Below are 20,156 nucleotides of genomic sequence, written 5' to 3' on the forward strand. Positions count from 1 at the left end.
ACCCATCGTGAATTAACAACAAAAAAAGTTGCCCTTTGTGGGGCAACCTGTTGTGCTAATTTCCTTAAAGGAAGTAGTCTTTTCACCTATATCGTCAAGAAGCTCAATAAGCGAGATGCATAAGGCTAAGTTACATCAGCCACGATATGATAGGTAGTACCCTCATCGGTATCAAAAGTAATACTGTTACCAATGAGCTCGAAGGAAATTGGATCACCGTTCTCTTTCGTCACCTTGATAGACGCAGACCAAGGATTTACCAATTGGACAGTTTTTCCTTTCTCACTGGTGATATCAACATACTGAACCTCGTTCGTTGCTCCAGTATATTCGGACGAGACTACAAAAGCCCCTTTCTCCCTCAACCGAACGAATTTGGCGTTCTTATCTTTTACCCAATTTGGAAAAACCTTGATGACATAATCATCACTTTGTAACAACAAGTTATTAATGGCCTCTATTGCTCCCGCTTTCTCGATGCCATGAGAACCATCCGGTATTATAAAATTTTGAACCATTGCCGGGTATGTCTGCTGCAAGAAGTAATTAATAATACTTTCGGCCGGAAAGCCTACCCTGGCAGCCTGTGTATAGGCTTTTGGAGTATTATTTGCTTGGCCAAAGACCGCTGACTTTTGATTCAACGTATTAATCGCAATTTGTAATAGTTGAGGATCAGAGTTAAAGCCTAGTCTTTCCCCTGGATGAATGAATTCGAGTTCCACGTTTCCACTGGCTGGCCAGAAATCTCCGTTATCCGCCAAGGCAAATACAGTCTGTCCATTGCGCTCTATGGTTGGGGTATCTGCAAGATTATCCCGAATATCTTTCCATAGATCTGCTCTTTGCTGGGATATTCCTAATTGGTCCACACCCACTAGATCAACGGCTTCTGAAAGCATATCAAATACGTTCCAGGCAAGTCCTAACGTTAGCCCTGAATTTTTGGCGAAAGTATACTCATGATAACCATCATAAGCAATATACCGGTGCCCCCCCTCCATCACTCTCTTTTTCTAACCATTTTTCATAGAACTTCGCAACTTTTTCGAGATAAGGAAATAACATTGTTTTCAAAAATTTCTCATCCTGCGTATATCTATAATAAGAAATAATCTGTGTCGCACCATATGCGGCATTTATGGTTTGACCGATATAGGTTCTTCCCTCTGGAGCACTGCCCCATCGTTCCAGCACTCCAAAAATCACCTTTAGAAATTAGAAATTCTTTTGACTTGCTATCGCCATAGGAGGTAACCCCAACATCTCCATTACCTAGAATTGCGGTATTAGGCATTTGAGTTGATACTGCTCCGGAGTAAGAAGGCGTGCTCCACTCCCCATAAATGTTAGATAGTTTACCGGACAACTCTTCATCCCACCTCTGATCCCTAATCCTTGCTCGTAGACATACCTGCTTTTTGGCGCTTTTACTAGTTTTCATTAGGCATTGACCTCTTCCAATCGTAGCTCAGAACAGCAAATATCATCCTGCATGCAACAAAGTTCGACACCAGGATGCCATTTCCTTCAACCTGGAAACTATAGAAAACTAGAAACGATCATAGCGCGTCTTGGCCATAAGGACGACGATACGACTAAGAATTTGTATCTGAACGTCACAAAATCAACGAAAAAAGAGGCCTCCCACAAGTTCGATGAACTCATGAGAAGCCTCTAGTTTTCTGCCGACGTTACCCTTTAGTTACCCTCAGGATACCCCGGCACCTTAAATCCCTTATAAATCAAGGGCTAAGGGCGCATCTTACATCATGCCGCCCATGCCACCCATGTCGCCCATATCAGGCATGCCTGGTTTGTTAGCTTCTGGCTTGTCAGCAACAACTGCTTCAGTTGTCAGGAACATAGCTGCAACGGATGCTGCGTTTTGAAGAGCGGAACGGCTCAAACTATTGATATTATCAAATAAAAAACTAAATATTCAAGGAATAGGCCACTAATCAAAGTGTAATTGCTATTTCAAGTATAAAGTAGTGATGACTTCCAGTAAAGTGGTGTATTCTACTCCTTATTAATGTACCTACATTTAGGATAACCACTACACCCTTTAAACTTGCCATACTTCCCTGACCGTTCCACTAGGTCATTCCCACATTATTTTTCACCATCGTCTGCTTTGCAGCAGCCACCTCTTTGATTGCCCTCACATGATCTCTATTTACCTTCTTACCGACTACCTTGCTTGACCTCAATACCTCTACAATATTTTCTACTTGTCCCATGCTAAGAACAATCTGATCATATTTCTCAATCGTTCGAACCAGTTTGGAAGCATACACAACGTTCTGAGTAGTCTTCACTTTTAACTCTGCCCTTCCGCTGAAACTGACGATGCCAACAAGCGGTAGCTTACTGCCATCTGGAAACATTGAAGCAATCGCTTGTATGTGTCCATAATTTTGTCGCAGAGGATTAAATAATTTCTCTTTGCGTTTGTAGATTACCTGTGTCCAGTATTCAGACCGTTCATCACCTACAATCCAACCACGATAATTTTTCGTTTCTATCACAAAGATTCCATAGACAGATACTACCACATGATCTATCTGTGTCGTTCTGCCTGAAACTGAAGGTATTGTAAGGTCATGTAGCGTTATGTACTTGGTTTTATCCAGCTTATTTAATTTGTGTACAACTGACTTTTCACCAATGATGCCTTTGAGTTTTGGAGATTTACTGATGGCAAAGAGTATTAATAGTAGAAGCGCAATTACATAAATCATATAAGTTTACCCCCTAAAAAATATTCATTTTTTTGTTTTTTCTTATGTTTGTAATGTTTTATTTTATGTTACATCTGTCTATTCTTGAATGAAAATCGCCTTTCGACAAATATATTTTTTATTTATACCTCAATATGACATTTTATTCATTAAAGATAATCTATAATTAACTTGAAAACAATTACAAACTAAGGAGTGGTAAGTTTGGAGCGTTTTAAGTCAATTAATGATGCATTTAGTTCATATCAACAGGGCTTAGACTATATATGCCATGAGACTGGAAAAGATATACTAGAGGGTTTCAAAGATAAGCAGCATCAGTTTGAATTCTACCTATCCAATATTCCTCATTCCATATTTGAGAGATTACGGTGGTTCAAAAATTCTTGCGGACTTTATTTAATCGAAGCAGATTTCAGAAATTTCTATAAGAATTGGGAGAATAAGCACCCTAAACCAAGCAACATTATAAAATCAGACTATAGGCACGAATTTTTCCATTATTTACAACAACTATGGCAGTTTAATAGAGGTGGACGAGTACCTAATATTGTTGGGTCTAGGCTTTCAATTATAGAATGACTAACCCCTTCATACACGCGAGTCATAATTTTTCATTAAGTAATTTCTGAGTGAAGATAAAAGTTCTTCAACAGCTTCTTCCTTTGTGTTACATCTTGCTTTCACATCATTAAGAGTTTCTAGGATGAAATCAACCAATAAATTTTGAGGATTTACTGGCGGTAGGGACGGTATCAGCAAATGAAGCCCTCTACCAAACTTTTTTCAAAGTTCATTTATAATCACCTCTCAATATGAAATATCTTCATCGTATACGAGTAATTCTAAGGTATATTCATTTCCTGTTATCACTTTCAGGACTTTGCATAGGAGATCACTATATTTTATGTAAATCCAATCAACATGCACTTCTGTCTTCGCTACGAACACTGCATGGTGGTCGCTTTCGTGATCATTCATTTCCGTCAATAGAAAAAGGTATCAAACCAAAAACCATACTCTTCCTCAGGAATTAATGTCTGAACCATAGTCAATAACTGATTCTCTAGCTTTACTCGTCGTTCTGAACTTAATCTTAGTTTTTCAATAAAACTATTACCACTCATATCATCACCTCCTTTCAGAATGTAAGATAAAATACCTAACTTAATTTAATAAAAAGAAAAACGGAGAGGCTGATTAGCCTCTCCGTTTCTTGTTATTAATCTATATAGTAGAAAATTACATGTCACAAGATCAACTCCGTTCAATACGGAATAATAGATATTTCATCATTACCATATTCAAATCATTAAGTAAATATCTGACTTTTCAGCTTTCTCGCCGGGCTGATGTGCCCTTACTCATTGGCATCTCAAAAACCGCAGATTTAGTACCCCCCCCCCCGTCCCTATACTCTACTAAATATAAAAGCCTCAAAATAAAAAGCCCTCACTAGGAAGACTTCTTTGCTGAGTTGCGTTTAGCCACTTCTCTGTTGAGCGTTAGCTTACATACACCTATGAGGTTTTGATACTATCAATAATTACATCAAATTCTCGTGTAGCTATACCTTGTTGTCAGGTATTGAAGGCTTCTAACTTTATGTCCTCACTCAAGTTGGGTTGTATTCCAATGTCTCTACGAACTCCCCGACAATATTATGGTCAGAACCTGTTTCAGAAAAGAAACTTAATGTATTAATAAACAATCCAGTAGTTAAATCTCCTGAAAAGCTTGCAATATGATGAATATTCAGCAATTCTAATTCACTTTGAGTTAATTTTCTATTTAAAGACATGTCACCATATAATTTATAACTTAGTTCAAGTGACTTTTTATTATCATGAAAATCGATTGAAGTCTTACTTCCATACTCTTTCACTAATTTATTGATAATTAATTTAATTTCTTCTTTGAATCCTTCTTTTTTTAAATCTAAAGGTTCAGTTAAAACATATACATTTTTACCACCATCAAATCGTTTCGAATCCAGTGTATAGATTATTTTGTAATCCATTTCAATGTTAACTTGCAGTGGTTCTTGTACTTTTTTAGGAGGTTCTGTTTTCGATTCTGATGATGCAGTTGTATTGTGGTTTGTTCTATTAGTTACTGAACTACATCCAATAACTCCTGTAGAAGAAATCAAGATTACAAGAAACAATAAGCATCTTTTCATTGAAAACAAAGCTACTCCCCCCAGCTTCATATTCCTCAACTTTTACATGGATTTCTCTGTGTTTTTTCTACTCGTTGGGACAAAGCGCTTCTTTTGGTTATCATACTAAACTTTTCACATGAAATTTTGAATCCAACACAGAAGATGGCAATTTCAACAAAAGAAAGATACGTTATGTATCATTATAATAAAGCATCCGTTGTTCCTTGTAAATAAAACCTTTCATTTAACGTCAGATACTCACTTTTCAACACTTCACTTCTCCTCAAAGAGACATTCTTACGCAAAAATAGTTATTGCCCCCAAACAAAAAACAAAGCCCTCACTTGGAGGGCTTGCTAACGGGATCTTTCTCCAGCTTCTTAATCTCAGCGTACAGTGTGCTTTTTGGTATGCCCGTAGCTTTGACTATCTCACTAAACTCAGACCATTTGTTTCACGTTCAGAATACTGCTTTAAAGCACGTTTAATAAGGTTAGTATCCTTTGCTGGTCTTCCCATATGAGTTCCTTTAGCTTTTGCACGTTCCCTACCTTCTGTGGTACGGTCTACAATTAAGTCACGTTCAAACTTTGCAAATGACCCCAGCATGTTAAACATTAGAGACTGCATAGGACTTGGCTTCTCAAGAGATTCAAAGTGCAAATTGTCCTTTAAGAAGCGCACATTGACACCTTTAGCAAGCAAATCGTTGACAATATTGTTTAAGTCGATGATGGAACGTGCTAGACGGTCTATCTTGGTTACAACCAGTGTATCACCAGATACCAATGATGCTACTGCCTTCTTTAGTTCAATACGTTTCTCAGTGCTCGTCCCTGTCACCTGCTCATTGAAGACGTAAGCACATCCTGCATCAGTCAGTAGTTGTAGCTGTGTCTCCAGTCCGTTGTCCTGACCTACTGTAGCCGTTCTAGCGTACCCGATTGTCTTAGCCAATGTAATCGCCCCATTCGTACAAAAGTTAACTATCTTCTGTACATTTAATTCTAAACTATCTTTTGGACGATTTTAAGAACAAAAGTAATAGAGTTCTGCACCAATTATTGAACTGTTCAATAGTTCAAACTTTTAGACCATTCAATTGGTCAGGTTCATGCAGGACTCAACAATAAACACTCCAACCCAATCACCTGATTCGCAATTTGTTCAGCAGCAATTAACAGATGATTTGCTGCGATGAAGTCTCCTTCATGATGAAGGGGTCTTTGTTAAACAAAGAACACTGCGATGAGTAAATGGATGAAGTGTCTGTTGAATGAATAGTTGGGCAGCTAAAGCTAAGTTGAAGTTAGATTAGACCAGGTTAAGAGCAGAGCAGGTTCGTTTATTCTATGGTGACACTTAACACGTACCTTACTGCTGAATTTTGAACATTAAAACTCACTACATTGAAAGGTAAAGAAAATCCTCGGGCTAACTTATCGTAATACGTCTTAATTCCCGATCCCGCGACTCGGTCATATGCGTCATAGAACGTGACTTTGATAGTAAACACTACGCCAGTCCCGTACTCCGACTCAATATCATGATCTGTGTTATTCGTAATCTCGCCTGTGACGTGAACTTGTCCGGCGCTATCCATATAATAGTTAAGACCACCGATGTCAAATCCATTATTGGTGTTTGGCGCTGGTGCTGGTGCTGGTGCTGGTGCTGGTGTTGGTGTTGGTGTTGGTGTTGGTGTTGGTGTTGGTGTTGGTGTTGGTGTTGGTGTTGGTGTTGGTGTTGGTGTTGGTGTTGGTGTTGGTGTTGGTGCAGGTGCAGGTGCAGGTGTATCGTAGACCTTTCTGACATAAACCGTTTGATTATCTTGATCCCATTGAACCATTTGTCCCAACGTCTCAGAGACAACCCTTAGTGGAACCATCGTCGTGCCATCGATAATCACGGCAGGCACGCTACCTCTTACTTGGTCGCCGTCAACGAATAGACGGATGATCGGATATCCCTTGAACGTTCCCCAAGTATTAGCAGCCGAAACACCTGTTGCGAATGTTGCCCCTAGAATTAACGTCATGATTGCGATTTTACCGAATTTTTTGATACGCATATGATTCCCTCCCCCGAATGATGCTGTTTAAATTACCTCTTGGAGCTAGCCTCTACCCTGCCGTTGATTGAGGTTATAATAATGACTTCGGGCGCTACGGGAACTGCCTTCATTACGCCATTAAGCCAAGCGCGTTTAGACCCGATAGTAAGGTTAATGGTTGTTGTTGTGCTTACAGCGGCAATAGTCTTATCTTTAGGATTATAGAAAACTTCAAAACCCATTGCCTTTAGCAAGCTTTTAAATGGCACAATTGTAGAAAATGTTAGGTTATTAGAATTTGAACCACGTTGCCTATTTCCCTGTGATTTCAATGCTTAACGCAGTTGTACCATATTTAGCATCCTCTCTGTTTTATATCCTAATGATACATTATGTATCATTATCAACGCAATATGTTTTCTTCCCTTAGTATCGATCTTCCTTTCGGTGCTATTAGCTAAAAAGGTACTCATATGGACATACCTACACTGGATGCAAGTATCATTAAAAGAGTACTGAAGCTATACACTGACATTGAGCAATGGTTTGTCATTTTAAGTCAACAGGCATTCCGAAGTCCAACTAAGACGCTTATCCCTCTATTAACGCCAAGCCAAAATAATGAAGCAGCTCATTTACGGCTGCTTAACGATTGACCAAATCGATTTTATATGAAAAAACGTCGTATAGATATGAGTCGTTAATATGATACTGTTAGTAGATATCGCCTGCAGGACAACTTTCTGATGTGGTATTAACCCTCTTAGATATTCAAAACGACGAAAAAGAACGCCCCGAATCTTGGCGTTCTCTCCATCACCTATAATAGTATTGTATCGCACTTGGGAACAAATGTAAAATTTATGCTTGATTCGCTAATGTTTTATTAGCTTTGTTGTGTCTTTTCATAGAGTTAATCGATCTACTACCCTTAACTTCACCCTTACGCTGTGCGGGCTTCTTTCTAGGCACGTCCATCTTTACCGTATCCCAAAACAAGCTTACAGCTACTCTGAGCGCTTTGCACCTTACAAGGGCTGTTGTTTGTTCGTCCATGTTTGTGGGCGAGTTTTTAGGTGCGTTCAAGCGATTTTGAGAAGCATATCCCCGTCACCGTACATCCTATATATCCAAATCGTTTAGAGGATTAAACTTTTGATTCTGCAGCCTAAGCTCATTGCCCCACATTGCAACATAACGCATCGTAACAGTAATGTTTTCATATCGCATTAACTTTTGAATCGCAAAAGCACTCATTCCCGACATGGCTAAACGATGACAGAATGTATGACGAAAGGTATGAGCAGATACCCTCACATCCTTAAAGTTCATCCTTTGTCCAAGATACCTGAAAATCAACATCAGCGCATTCTCAGTCATTTGGGTATTATCTCGCTTCACGAACACAAAATCGCTTATGTCTCCCCAATGTTGCTTACAAAAACTTCTATAAGCTGATAACTCTTTTGACAGCTTATCAGTTATCGGAAGCGTATCTTTTCTTCTGGTTTTCCCAAATGCACTAATTGTTTGATTAATAAAGTCAATATCTGACCACTTCAGATTAATTATTTCACCACGCCTAATGCCAGTCCCAAGTATAGTGACTATCATCATGTAGTCCCGATAAGCAACAAAACTTTTTTCTCGTTGCTTAATGCGTCTGTAGAAATTCAACATTTGACGTATCTGTTCATCAGTAAAAACATTAATCTTCACATCTTCTTTTTGCACTTTCACTCGTTGTGCAGGACTCTTTGTAATCACTTCGCATTCCACCATGTAGTTCATGAATGCTCTAATTCGCATTAGTTTGGTATTAATAGAGCCTGCCTTATTCCCGCGCTCTTGGCATTCCATAAGATGTTGTCGAACATGATATAAGTAATCTCCTCTACCCTCACAACCTCATGACTAATACAATACTCCACAAACTCACCAAGCATGGTCTTATAGTTTCTAATGTTCTTCTGAGTTGTATTCTTGAAGCTTCTGTTATCCTTAATAACATAAAAAAGACTACCTCCTTGGAATTAGGAAGTAGTCTATTCATTAGAAAAAAGTTTTTTACATAACCAGTTCTCAATAGGAGTGAAAAATAGCTTTCACTATTTCTCCAATGCAAGGCTCGAAAGCCTTACATCATGCCGCCCATGCCACCCATGCCACCCATGCCGCCCATATCAGGCATGCCTGATTTGTTAGCTTCTGGCTTGTCAGCAACAACTGCTTCAGTCGTCAGGAACATAGCTGCAACGGATGCTGCGTTTTGAAGAGCGGAACGTGTTACTTTAGCAGGGTCAACGATACCTGCTTCGAACATGTTAACCCACTCGCCTGTAGCTGCATTGTAGCCTACTCCGATTGCTTCTTTTTTCAGACGCTCAACGATAACGGAGCCTTCTTGACCCGCGTTAGCCGCGATTGTGCGTACCGGCTCTTCAAGAGCACGAAGCACGATGTTTACGCCTGTTTTCTCATCGCCTGTTGCGTTTACTGCTGCAACTGCTGCGTATACGTTCACGAGTGCAGTACCGCCACCGGAAACGATACCTTCTTCCACCGCTGCGCGAGTAGCGTTCAAGGCATCTTCGATGCGCAGTTTACGCTCTTTCAGTTCGGTTTCAGTCGCTGCGCCAACCTTGATAACCGCTACGCCACCAGCAAGTTTAGCAAGACGCTCTTGCAGCTTCTCACGGTCGAAGTCGGAAGTTGTTTCTTCCAGCTGCGCACGGATTTGGCCGATGCGAACATCGATGTCTTTTCTGTTGCCAGCACCGTCAACAAGGATTGTGTTTTCTTTGGTAACGCGGATTTGACGAGCTGTACCCAGTTGGTCAACAGTAGTAGCTTTCAGCTCAAGGCCTAGCTCTTCTGTGATTACTTGGCCGCCTGTCAGAGCAGCGATATCGCCAAGCATTGCTTTACGACGGTCGCCGAAGCCTGGAGCTTTAACAGCTACGCAAGTGAATGTACCGCGCAGACGGTTAACGAGCAATGTTGCCAATGCTTCGCCTTCAACGTCTTCTGCGATGATCAGCAATTGCTTGCCGGATTGAACTACTTTCTCAAGAACCGGAAGGATCTCTTGAATGTTCGAGATTTTTTTATCCGTGATCAGAATGAATGGGTTGTCCAGGACAGCTTCCATTTTATCTGTATCTGTAATCATGTAAGGGGAGAGGTAACCGCGGTCAAACTGCATACCTTCAACCACTTCAAGCTCCGTTACGAAGCCTTTGGATTCTTCAACTGTGATAACGCCGTCGTTGCCGACTTTGTCCATTGCTTCAGCGATCAGTTGGCCAACTTCTTCGTCAGCGGAAGAAATCGAAGCAACTTGTGCGATCGACTCTGTTCCAGCGATTGGCTTAGCAATTACTTTCAGCTCTTCAATTGCTGCACGAACAGCTTTCTCGATACCTTTGCGGATAACCATTGGGTTAGCGCCAGCAGTAACGTTTTTCAAGCCTTCGCGAATCATCGCTTGAGCAAGAACGGTAGCTGTCGTTGTACCGTCACCGGCAACATCGTTTGTTTTAGTAGCAACTTCTTTAACAAGCTGTGCACCCATGTTCTCGAATGCATCGTCAAGCTCGATTTCCTTCGCGATGGTAACACCATCGTTAGTGATCAATGGGCTGCCGAATTTCTTCTCAAGCACCACGTTGCGGCCTTTAGGACCAAGTGTAACCTTAACGGCATTTGCAAGAGCATCAACACCGCGCAGCATTGCGCGACGAGCGTCTTCGCCGAATTTAATTTCCTTCGCCATCGTAAGTAACCTCCCGAATAATTAGTTTAAGCAAGAAGAAACGGCTGTCGCCATCCTTTAGAAGGCGTAGTAAGTTTCTTCCCTTAGACATTATAGAAAATGTTAAAAAGCGTTACATGTATGTGGAGTTAGCACGAAGGCTTAACCCAAGATCGCGTGAATGTCGCTTTCTTTCATAATCAAAAGCTCTTTACCTTCGTATTTCACTTCGGTACCTGCATATTTGGAGAACAATACGCGGTCGCCTTCCTTAACTTCAAGCGCAATACGTACGCCGTCCTTAACCGCTCCGCTGCCTACAGCGATTACTTTGCCTTCTTGCGGCTTTTCTTTAGCTGTTTCCGGCAACAAAATGCCGCTAGCAGTCGTTTCTTCTTTCGCGATTGGTTCGATCAATACGCGCTCACCCAAAGGTCTGATCATGAAAAATAGCCTCCTTTTGATATTAATGCTGCAAATTGTTTGTCCCGTTAGCACTCGCAATCATCAAGTGCTAATAACATTTCTAATCATACCGATTTTGATTGCAGATTTCAAGTCTCTCGCACGCAATTTATATGATTTTTACATTCCATTCTTGGGGGAATACGGCCATCACCCATGCACAGCATACAAAAAAAGCCGGCTTTCGCCGACTTTCTTATTTGTCACCGTACTCTTCTTCCCAAGCTTGAGCAGCCTTCAATTGTTTCCGATAGACAACGCTCGATAGCATCACGCTTACTTCATAGAGCAGGATGAGCGGAACAGCCACTAAGGCATCAGATATGAAATCCGGCGGCGTCACAATGATTCCCACGATGATCAGTAAGAAATACGCCAGACGTCTCATTTTCTTCAGTCGCTTCGGGTTCACAATGCGCAGCTGCGTGAGAAACATAATGACGATCGGGAGCTCGAAGAGCAGCGAAATCGGAATGAGGATGTTAAACAGAAACGTAAAGTATTGAATGATCCCGTAGTTCTCTTCGAGGTTCAAATGCTTCGCTACATCGGTCGTAAAATTAAACGCCATCGGAAACACTACATAATAAGAAAAGGCTAAGCCGATTAAAAACATGATTAGCACAAACGGAACAAACATAAGAGCAGCTCGCTGCTCTTTGCGGCCTAGCGCCGGCCTAACGAAAGCCCACAGCTGATATGCAGTTGCCGGCAAGGCGAAGATGAGGGCAATGACAAGGGCAAACTTCATGTACATGCCAATACCGTCCCACAAGGAGAAGGCATAGAACTTCATGCCCTTTACCGGTTCTTGGTTCAGCAAGAATTTGTATACCGGATTTGCTAAGAAGAGCCCGATAATCATCCCGATGACGAGGATGACAAGGATAATAATAATTCTCTTCCTAAGCTCGCCGATATGGTCGAACAAGGTCATTAACTGATCGCCGCGTGCCGATTCCTTCTCGGCCGCTTCATCTTTTTCAACCAACGCTACGCTCACCTCTTCTCATGTATGTATACGGCTTGTACCGCCTTGACTCAAAGTCATCACTCATAAAAAAAGCGGGCCCCACTTACTCTGGGAGCCGCTTTTCGTCTTTTTGCTCATCGCGGTTGACTTCAACCCGACTCACTGGCTTGCGGTTGCGATCATCATCGTCTTCCATGATGTCCTTCGCACCGGCTTTAAATTCCTTCAGCGTACGGCCAAATGCGCGTCCAAGCTCAGGCAGCTTATTCGGTCCGAACAACAATAAAGCGACAAGGGCAATGAGTAGAAATCCTGTTACGCCAATTCCACTAAACATGGTTAGTTAACCTCCTTTAATTTAAATAGCACACACTCGGAATTCCGCTCAAACAAGCAGAAGAAAATAGTAAGCTTCGCAGTGGAACATCTCTCGCGCAAAAGGTTAGCAGCCGTGTAAGCCGCCATAGCCCATGGAGACAATGTCCTCTCTAGTGATGGTATCGCCTGCCAAGATACGCGGCAATAGCACATTAAACGAAGTATAAGGATCATGCATGACGCAGCCTGGGAGTCCCATAATGGGAATGCCGTTCAAGTACCCCATAAGCAGCATCGATCCCGGAAGCATCGGTGTTCCGTAGCTGACAATTTCTGCACCAGACTCTGCAATTGCAGCAGGTGTGCGGTCGTCGGGATCAACTGACATCCCGCCTGTTACCACTATCATATCATAGGACTGCTGCAGCAAGTAGTGTATTTCCTTGACAATTATATGGCGCTCGTCCGGAGCGAATCGCTGCTCGATCACTTCGGAGCCAAGTGACTCCACGATGCGCCGTACAGCAGGCCCGAACTTATCTTCAATACGGCCGGAGAACACCTCTCCGCCTGTCGTTAAGAGCCCAATTCTAAACTTGCGCAGCGGCTTAAGTCGCAGCGGCGACTGCCCTTCATGCTGCGCGCGGTAGCTGCGGATCAGCTCCTCCACCGCCTGCACTTTCGCCTCCGGCACGACGAGCGGAATGACGCGTGTCGCGGCTAGCTGACCTCCGGGCATAACGACTGCATGCGTGCGCAAAGTAGCCAGGGCGATTTCTCCTAAATCATTGATCGCGTGCACGATTGCTGGATCGATCTCGGCAATGGCCGGCACATCAAGCGCAGACTTCACCGCTACCTTACCCTCATGAGGCTCCGACAGCTGCAGCCCTTCGTATTGGAGTGCTGCCGCCATTCGCCGTGCCGCGTCATCTTCATGAAGCTCATCTTCGCCAAGCTCCATAATATAAATATGCTCCTTGCCTATATCAAGGAGCTTCGGAATGTCATTCTCTTCAATAACATGACCTTTTTTAAACAATCTGCCTTTAAATTGCCCGGGAATAATCTGAGTCAAATCATGAGCGAGCCGCAGGCCAATCGCTTCTTGAACCGGCACTTCCTTCAATATAGTCCCGTTCTTCGGCTTCGTCATTCGTTGTGCTCCCCCATTCGCCCAGAGAGAATATTGAGTGCGTGAGGCAGCTGATCCATGATGGCCATCAAATTCTCATGCACGCCTTTGGGACTACCCGGCAAATTGATAATGAGCGAGCGTCCTCGAATGCCGCACACACCGCGCGAGAGCATTGCCCGCCGCGTACGCTGCATCGCACCCATTCGCATCGCTTCCGCAAGTCCGGGCACGAAACGGTCGATGACCTTCATCGTGGCTTCCGGTGTTAGATCGCGCGGAGCAAGTCCTGTTCCGCCTGTCGTTATCACGAGATCCGCTTGAAAATAATCCGTCATTTCGATAAGAGCAGCCATTATTTCATCCTGTTCGTCAGGTACAATTCGGTAATCGACAATTTCGCCGCTAAGCTCCTCTTCCACCAGTTCCCGGATCACCTGTGCACTGGTATCTTCCCGCTCGCCGCGCGATCCTTTGTCGCTGGCTGTCAACAACGCCACTTTCCACCGCATGAGCTTCTCCCCCGTTCACATTTTCGAAAAAGATATGTCATGTACAGCATGAAACCTAAATGCCGTTAACTTTATTCCTCGCGTCGCGGAAGTACGACGCTGCGCGCTGAATTCGGCACATCATTTCATTTCACGCTCTATCGTTTTATCGCTTATAATCGCCGTTCTTGCCGCCGCTCTTCTCTGTAAGCATGGTTGGTCCAATCACCATATCCTTCTGCAGCGCCTTGCACATATCGTACACCGTCAGCGCAGCTGCTGAAACAGCCGTTAGAGCTTCCATTTCAACACCGGTTTTGCCGGTGGTCTTGACCGTTCCTTCTATGTACAGTTCATCCTTGCCATTATCTGTAAAAGCAAGGTTTACGCCGGTCAGAGGAAGCGGATGACACATCGGAATCCAATTCGACGTATTCTTCGCAGCCATAATGCCAGCTACTTGTGCAACGGCCAGCACATCCCCCTTGCCGATTGTTCCCGCTTTAATGCGAGATAATGTATCCGGTGCCATCGTAACCGTCGTACGCGCGACGGCAATGCGGGAAGTGATCTCCTTATCGGACACATCTACCATCCGCGCGCGCCCTTGTTCGTTGAAATGCGTCAAATCCACGCCTAGCGCCTCCTTGTTAGCCCATGTTCAGTAATGACTGCATCCACATAGGCATCATGATCATCCATAGGAATGGGAGTTTCATCCTCCATCCACTGCGCCTCATACCCTAAACCGATCCACTCGGGCATCGATCTGCCTGACTTCGCTGCGAGCCCTCTCATTCGCTCATAAAAACGGTCATAATAACCGCCTCCATATCCTAAACGGCCGCCGCGCTTATCAAAAGCAAGTCCCGGTACAAACACAATGTCAGGCATAAAATCCGGTTCGCAGCGCTGTGCAGCCTGAGGATCAGGTTCCTTGATGCCATAGGCTCCCGGCATAAGTTCATCCCAAGCCCGCAGCCGGTACAGCTCCATTCCGCGGCTTGCTTGAATGCACCGTGGCGCAGCAACCTCAATTCCTTTGCGCCAGCACCACTCAATGAGCAAGGTGGGATCAAGCTCCGAGCGAAATGGAATATAAACCATTACGCTGCGGACCGCCTTGCTTGGTCTAGCCTGCAGCCACTCTACCGCACGCTGGCAGGCCGTGTCGGACCATGCCAAACGCAGTTGTTCAGGGTAGCTGTCGCGCTTCTTAGTCGCGGATAAACGGGCTGTTTTCTTCTCCGATTGACTCATTCATGGTCACCGCTTTGCCTCTTATTGGCCGCAATGGCGTAAGTTTCAGTCATAGTTGTTATTTAGTTTACCACTGTTGCCCAGATTTCGCCAATAAGGCGAAGGCATCCCAAATCGGCGTCTAAAGGCATGAACATTGTCGCGTTATGCGTCTTTTTCATGTACACTAAAACGTATAGGAATTCAACTTATTTGGAGGTTTCACGTATCATGCTTCTTCAAGTATCCGATATATCCAAAAGCTACGGAGTAAGCAGTGTGCTCTCGTCCATCACCTTCCAAGTACAGCCTCGTGAGCGGGTTGGGCTTGTCGGAGTCAACGGCGCAGGGAAATCGACGCTGCTTCGTATTATCGCCGGCGAGATGTCTGCCGATTCCGGCACCATCTATAAAGCCAAAGAAACAACCATCGGCTATCTCGCGCAATCCAGCGGCTTGCAGTCTGATCAAACCATCGATGCAGAGATGCATGCCGTATTTGCTCATTTAACGGAAGCCGAGCAGGAGCTTCGCGCTCTGGAGCAGCAAATTGCCGATCCGAAGCTGCACGAGGATGCCAAACAATATGAGGCTGTGCTGAATCGATATTCCACGCTCTCCGATTGGTTCCGCGAGAAGGGCGGATTTGAAGTGGAAACGAAGATCCGCGGCATTTTGCACGGGATGGGCTTTGGTCAATTCCCACCAGATACCATCATCTCGACTTTAAGCGGCGGTCAGAAGACACGTCTGGCACTTGCGCGCATTTTGCTGCAATCGCCCGACCTGCTGATGCTCGATGAGCCTACGAACTATTTGGACATCGAAACGCTCACTTGGCTGGAGGATTACCTGCGCGGCTACGATGGCGGCATTTTGGTCGTATCTCATGACCGGTATTTTCTTGATGCAGTCGTGCAGACGATCGTTGAAATCGAACGCCACACGGCCAAACGTTACACCGGCAATTACTCCCGTTATATTGAGATCAAAGCGGCTGAGTACGAAGCGCAAATGAAGCAATTCGACAAGCAGCAGGACGAGATCGCCAAGCTGGAGGATTTTGTACAACGCAATATCGTGCGCGCCTCCACCACGAAGCGTGCCCAGAGCAGACGCAAAGCGCTGGACAAAATGGACCGACTCGACAAGCCGCTCGGCGACTTGAAGAAAGCGAACTTCTCCTTTGAAATTGAACGTCAAAGCGGCAATGACGTGCTGGATGTTCGTGATTTGTCGATTAAGTTTCAAGAGAAATCCGACCCATTGTTCCAAAATGTATCATTCCGTTTAGAGCGCGGCGAGAATGTTGCACTTATTGGACCTAACGGAATCGGCAAATCGACATTGCTTAAATCACTTGTCGGCCAGCAGCCGTATGAACAGGGTACGATCCGATGGGGTACCAATATTAAGATCGGTTACTACGATCAGGAGCACACCGGACTGAACCACGCCAATACGGTGCTTGAAGAGCTCTGGGGCACATACCCTTCTATAGAAGAAGCGCGTATCCGCACAGTGCTTGGCAACTTCCTCTTCAGCGGTGACGATGTGAAGAAACGGATCAGCTCGCTAAGCGGCGGGGAACGAGCACGCGTTTCATTGTCGAAGCTGATGCTGGCTCGTGCCAACATGCTCATTCTCGATGAGCCTACCAACCATTTGGACCTCTATAGCAAAGAGGTGCTGGAGTCAGCGCTAATGGATTACGATGGCACGCTGCTGTTCATCTCCCATGACCGGTACTTCCTCAACAAAATGGCGGAGCGGATTGTCGAACTGGAGCCGCAAGGAACACAGCATTTCCTGGGAAATTATGACGAAATGATCCAGAAAAAACGTGAAAACGATGAACTGCAGATGGAAACGCTGTCATTTCCGCAAGGAAAACAGGGAAAGCCTACAGCAGCGCCGGATCCGGCCCCTGTTTCCTCTTATGAAGCCGACAAACAAGCGAAGCGTGACGAACGAAATCGTCAGCGCAAACAAGAACAGCTAGAGAGCGAAATCGCACGCCTTGAAGGCGAAATTACGGCGCTTGAGGAGCAGCTCGTAGACCCTGACATCTACAACGATTATGTCCGTGTGCAGAGCATCCAAACCGAATTAGATGGATTAAAGGCGCAGCTGCAAACCGTTTACGAGTCGTGGGAAGAGCTGCTGGCATAACGAGCTCCCCGTGCCCGTACTAGCTTGTTACCGCTCAGCCAGCCTGATTTCCGCCATGATTTTACGTCGTTTAAGCAGATAAAATAATAGAAGTGAACCCAATCCGAATCCGGCCAGCACACCTGCTGTCCGGATTATTGTTTTCCAGCCGCCAATCGAGATCAAGTGGCGGAAGCCTTCCACGGCATATGTCATCGGCAGCAGTGGATGAATGTGCTGGAAGAAGGAAGGTTCCAGCTCTACAGGATACGAACCGGAGCTTGATGTCAGCTGAAGCATCAGGATAAGTACGGCCGCGAACCGTCCTTTGTCGCTGCCAAGCACTGCAATCAGCATGTACAATATCGCGGTGAACACGAGTCCAACCAGTACCGCGTAGCCATACATCGCAATTGACGGTACGACAGTCGGAATACCGAGACCAACATGAAGAATAAAGACAGACAGCAGCGCCTGGCAGACACTAATAGTAGCAAGTGCAATATATTTGCTCACGATGTAGGACAATGGCCCATGAGGCTGCTCCAGCACCTGCCAAATATCGATCACGAAGAACAGTACCAATGAGCCTACCCACAGGGACAGCGCGATAAAATAAGGCGCAAATCCGACACCGTTGTTCGGCACCGGATGCAGATTATGCTCCTCCAGCCTCACTGGATCATTAATGACGGCTTGGCGGGCATCAGCCTGACCGTCCTCTGAGGCAAGTCCGGCTGCATCGGTCAGCTTATCCGCCAGCTCGGCTTGGCCTTGATGAATTTGCGCCAGCCCTCCCGATAGGGATTCAGCGCCTGCGACAAGCTTGGCATTGCCCGTTTGCAGGGCACTCACTCCGCCTCCCAGCTCCGCCAAGCCAGACTTCAGCTTCAAGCTCCCCGTCTGCAGTCGATCAACGCCCTCCGTCACGTCCTTCACCCGGTCATCAATCGTATTCAATGCGATATGCTGCTGATCCAGCTCTCCGGCTGCTTCGTCCACAGCCGATTGGAGATCGCCAAGTTGTGACCGAAACTGTTCGAGAGCCGGGCTCAGCTGCGAGATCCGTTTATTAAACCTGCTTACAGATCCATCAAGCGAAGTCGTAAGAGAATCGATCGCTTGGGCGATTTCGTCTAGCTTCGTCGCTGCCGAGTTCCCGGCTTGCTGCGCATTCACCAGCTCATCTGAGAGCTGCTTGAACTTGGCATCTGCTGCAACCTTGGGAAATTTGCTCCCTATATTTTGTAATAGCTCTGTTGCCGTATCGAGGCTGCCACTCCCCTCATCAATCGACTTCTTCACCTTTTGCAATTGGGTAGTTAAGTCCCCGAATTTAGTCGATGATTCCTTAATCGCATTAAGATCGCTCTCTAGGCCAGCCAGATCACTTGCTAATTGTTCTAATGTAGACGCGAAATCAGGCTTGGAAGCTCCGAGTAGGGCAGCTAGCGACTGATTCACAGCAGTCAGCTTTCCGTTCCAATTCTTCCATTCCGCAGCTACACGCTCTGCATAGGTATTCATCATAGAGATCCCTTTGTTTAGCTCATCTGCGCCGGCTGTAAGCTGCTGCACCCCTCCTGAAAGCTTGGTGAGGCCCCCTTCTGTTTGCCGCAATCCTTGTGTCAATTGTGTCGCACCTTGAAAGGCCCGTTCCGAGGCAGTTGATAATGCAGCAGCACCGTTCGCCGCCTCTTGCAAGCCTTCTCCCCCATTGAGCACCTGTTCAAAAATCACGCTCAAATAATTCCCCTGCAGCTCTCTGCGCAAATTATTTTGGATCTTTCCCGCTATAGCACGGACAACTTTCGCAGATAAAGCGTTGGCTCCTTCATTTAACTCTACATCCAGTATTGTTGGCTTAGGATCATCGCCGCTCACGCTGAAAGCCAGCTTGGAGAAATTCGCCGGCAGATACAGCACCATCGCATACTTGTCTTCCATTAAGCCGTTATGGGCTTGCTTACGATTCGTCGAGATCCAATACGTTTCGTCGCTATTCACTAATTTGTCCGTAAGCTCCTTGCCAAGATTACGTTGTTCACCGCTGCGCTTCGCTCCGATATCTTCATTTACAACTGCAAGCGGGAGCTCGCCGGTTCTTCCGGTCGGGTCCCAGAACGCCCATAAATAGATGAAGCTATACAATAATGGCAGAACCAGCAGCCCTAATAACGAGATACGCACAGCTCGGGATATCCACATCGTTTTCACATCAAGCCAGGCCAGTCTCAGACCGCTTTTACTCTCACTCATGTTGTAACCGCCCTTTCGGCATCTTCTGAGAAATAGCATTCTCCCCAGAGATAGGAAACATGCTGCGATTTCAGCTCGCCTTGGGACAACTTAGCAATCTATCCCCCTTGTCCACAGACATATCCACAGCTGGGAGTAAATTGTGCGGCAATTCTGGCACTATTAACGACGTAAAACAATAATAAATTTAACGTTTCTTTAACAATTGATCGGATGTGGATACAGTCGGTGGCATTTTACCCACATTATCAACATTATCCACAGTTAAGCTGTGAAAAACTTATCAAGATTTTGTTCACATTGTAAACGCCCGATTTATGCGGGTTTCACAAGGTTATACACATTCCTTGCTGATATTGTGGGTAACATTGGGGATAAGTTCCTTTTTCTGCCGCTTCATGCTCATCTAG

At 45.0% G+C, this 20,156-nt stretch carries 20 protein-coding genes and 1 pseudogene; 1 reads left to right on the plus strand and 20 read right to left on the minus strand.

Going from position 1 to position 20,156, the window contains the following annotated elements; all coding sequences use genetic code 11:
• Window positions 1-125 precede the first annotated feature (125 nt).
• The 19 genes and pseudogenes from AC506A_RS16380 to AC506A_RS16470 form a co-directional block, all read right to left on the minus strand.
• The gene (locus tag AC506A_RS16380; RefSeq protein WP_495462087.1) at window positions 126-1,004 is read right to left on the minus strand and encodes a hypothetical protein; all 879 of its coding nucleotides are present in this window, start codon (window positions 1,002-1,004) and stop codon (window positions 126-128) included.
• Window positions 973-1,197: a glycosyl hydrolase family 95 catalytic domain-containing protein gene (locus AC506A_RS16385; protein ID WP_495462088.1), complete on the minus strand. Its 225-nt coding sequence runs from the start codon at window positions 1,195-1,197 to the stop codon at window positions 973-975. Before AC506A_RS16385 ends, AC506A_RS16380 begins: the two co-directional genes overlap by 32 nt.
• 568 nt (window positions 1,198-1,765) lie before the next feature.
• Window positions 1,766-1,909: pseudogene (locus AC506A_RS16390) on the minus strand (TCP-1/cpn60 chaperonin family protein); the annotation flags it as partial.
• Between the two features lie 113 nt (window positions 1,910-2,022).
• Complete coding sequence (locus AC506A_RS16395) at window positions 2,023-2,100, minus strand: topoisomerase DNA-binding C4 zinc finger domain-containing protein (protein ID WP_495462425.1); 78 nt, start codon at window positions 2,098-2,100, stop codon at window positions 2,023-2,025.
• A complete protein-coding gene (locus AC506A_RS16400) occupies window positions 2,100-2,744 on the minus strand; it encodes a nuclease-related domain-containing protein (RefSeq protein WP_495462089.1) in 645 nt (214 codons plus the stop codon). Before AC506A_RS16400 ends, AC506A_RS16395 begins: the two co-directional genes overlap by 1 nt.
• 986 nt (window positions 2,745-3,730) lie before the next feature.
• Window positions 3,731-3,871, minus strand: a complete 141-nt coding sequence (locus AC506A_RS16405; protein ID WP_495462090.1) for a hypothetical protein — start codon at window positions 3,869-3,871, stop codon at window positions 3,731-3,733.
• Window positions 3,872-4,359: 488 nt separating this feature from the next.
• Window positions 4,360-4,935, minus strand: a complete 576-nt coding sequence (locus AC506A_RS16410) for a hypothetical protein (protein WP_495462091.1) — start codon at window positions 4,933-4,935, stop codon at window positions 4,360-4,362.
• Between the two features lie 399 nt (window positions 4,936-5,334).
• On the minus strand, window positions 5,335-5,865 hold the full coding sequence (locus AC506A_RS16415) for a recombinase family protein (protein WP_495462092.1): 531 nt from the start codon (window positions 5,863-5,865) through the stop codon (window positions 5,335-5,337).
• Window positions 5,866-6,253: 388 nt separating this feature from the next.
• Window positions 6,254-6,979, minus strand: coding sequence for a stalk domain-containing protein (locus AC506A_RS16420; RefSeq protein ID WP_495462093.1), 726 nt, complete (start codon window positions 6,977-6,979; stop codon window positions 6,254-6,256).
• A gap of 32 nt (window positions 6,980-7,011) precedes the next feature.
• Complete coding sequence (locus tag AC506A_RS16425; RefSeq protein ID WP_495462426.1) at window positions 7,012-7,230, minus strand: stalk domain-containing protein; 219 nt, start codon at window positions 7,228-7,230, stop codon at window positions 7,012-7,014.
• Window positions 7,231-8,083: 853 nt separating this feature from the next.
• Window positions 8,084-8,728, minus strand: coding sequence for a tyrosine-type recombinase/integrase (locus AC506A_RS16430; RefSeq protein ID WP_495462094.1), 645 nt, complete (start codon window positions 8,726-8,728; stop codon window positions 8,084-8,086).
• 370 nt (window positions 8,729-9,098) lie between these two features.
• Window positions 9,099-10,736 (minus strand): chaperonin GroEL, encoded by a 1,638-nt coding sequence (gene groL / locus AC506A_RS16435; RefSeq protein WP_495462095.1) that lies wholly within the window; start codon window positions 10,734-10,736, stop codon window positions 9,099-9,101.
• A gap of 141 nt (window positions 10,737-10,877) precedes the next feature.
• Window positions 10,878-11,159 (minus strand): co-chaperone GroES, encoded by a 282-nt coding sequence (gene groES / locus AC506A_RS16440; protein WP_090983460.1) that lies wholly within the window; start codon window positions 11,157-11,159, stop codon window positions 10,878-10,880.
• Between the two features lie 217 nt (window positions 11,160-11,376).
• Window positions 11,377-12,117 carry a twin-arginine translocase subunit TatC gene (tatC, locus tag AC506A_RS16445; RefSeq protein ID WP_495462427.1) on the minus strand — a complete coding sequence of 247 codons (741 nt, stop codon included), beginning with the start codon at window positions 12,115-12,117 and terminating at the stop codon, window positions 11,377-11,379.
• A 139-nt stretch (window positions 12,118-12,256) separates the two neighbouring features.
• Window positions 12,257-12,490, minus strand: a complete 234-nt coding sequence (locus AC506A_RS16450; RefSeq protein ID WP_090983462.1) for a twin-arginine translocase TatA/TatE family subunit — start codon at window positions 12,488-12,490, stop codon at window positions 12,257-12,259.
• A 105-nt stretch (window positions 12,491-12,595) separates the two neighbouring features.
• Window positions 12,596-13,627 carry a molybdopterin-binding protein gene (locus AC506A_RS16455; RefSeq protein WP_495462096.1) on the minus strand — a complete coding sequence of 344 codons (1,032 nt, stop codon included), beginning with the start codon at window positions 13,625-13,627 and terminating at the stop codon, window positions 12,596-12,598.
• Window positions 13,624-14,118 carry a MogA/MoaB family molybdenum cofactor biosynthesis protein gene (locus AC506A_RS16460; RefSeq protein ID WP_090983463.1) on the minus strand — a complete coding sequence of 165 codons (495 nt, stop codon included), beginning with the start codon at window positions 14,116-14,118 and terminating at the stop codon, window positions 13,624-13,626. The genes AC506A_RS16455 and AC506A_RS16460 overlap by 4 nt, the downstream gene beginning before the upstream one ends.
• A gap of 145 nt (window positions 14,119-14,263) precedes the next feature.
• The gene (moaC, locus tag AC506A_RS16465; RefSeq protein ID WP_495462097.1) at window positions 14,264-14,731 is read right to left on the minus strand and encodes a cyclic pyranopterin monophosphate synthase MoaC; all 468 of its coding nucleotides are present in this window, start codon (window positions 14,729-14,731) and stop codon (window positions 14,264-14,266) included.
• 2 nt (window positions 14,732-14,733) lie between these two features.
• Window positions 14,734-15,357 (minus strand): 5-formyltetrahydrofolate cyclo-ligase, encoded by a 624-nt coding sequence (locus AC506A_RS16470; protein WP_495462098.1) that lies wholly within the window; start codon window positions 15,355-15,357, stop codon window positions 14,734-14,736.
• A gap of 210 nt (window positions 15,358-15,567) precedes the next feature.
• Between AC506A_RS16470 and AC506A_RS16475 the strand changes: the two genes are divergently transcribed.
• Window positions 15,568-17,508: an ABC-F family ATP-binding cassette domain-containing protein gene (locus AC506A_RS16475; protein WP_495462099.1), complete on the plus strand. Its 1,941-nt coding sequence runs from the start codon at window positions 15,568-15,570 to the stop codon at window positions 17,506-17,508.
• A 27-nt stretch (window positions 17,509-17,535) separates the two neighbouring features.
• Here the strand turns inward: AC506A_RS16475 and AC506A_RS16480 are convergent, their stop codons facing one another.
• On the minus strand, window positions 17,536-19,746 hold the full coding sequence (locus tag AC506A_RS16480; protein WP_495462100.1) for a YhgE/Pip family protein: 2,211 nt from the start codon (window positions 19,744-19,746) through the stop codon (window positions 17,536-17,538).
• Window positions 19,747-20,156: the final 410 nt, after the last annotated feature.

This window comes from Paenibacillus sp. N22P23, assembly GCF_059383735.1.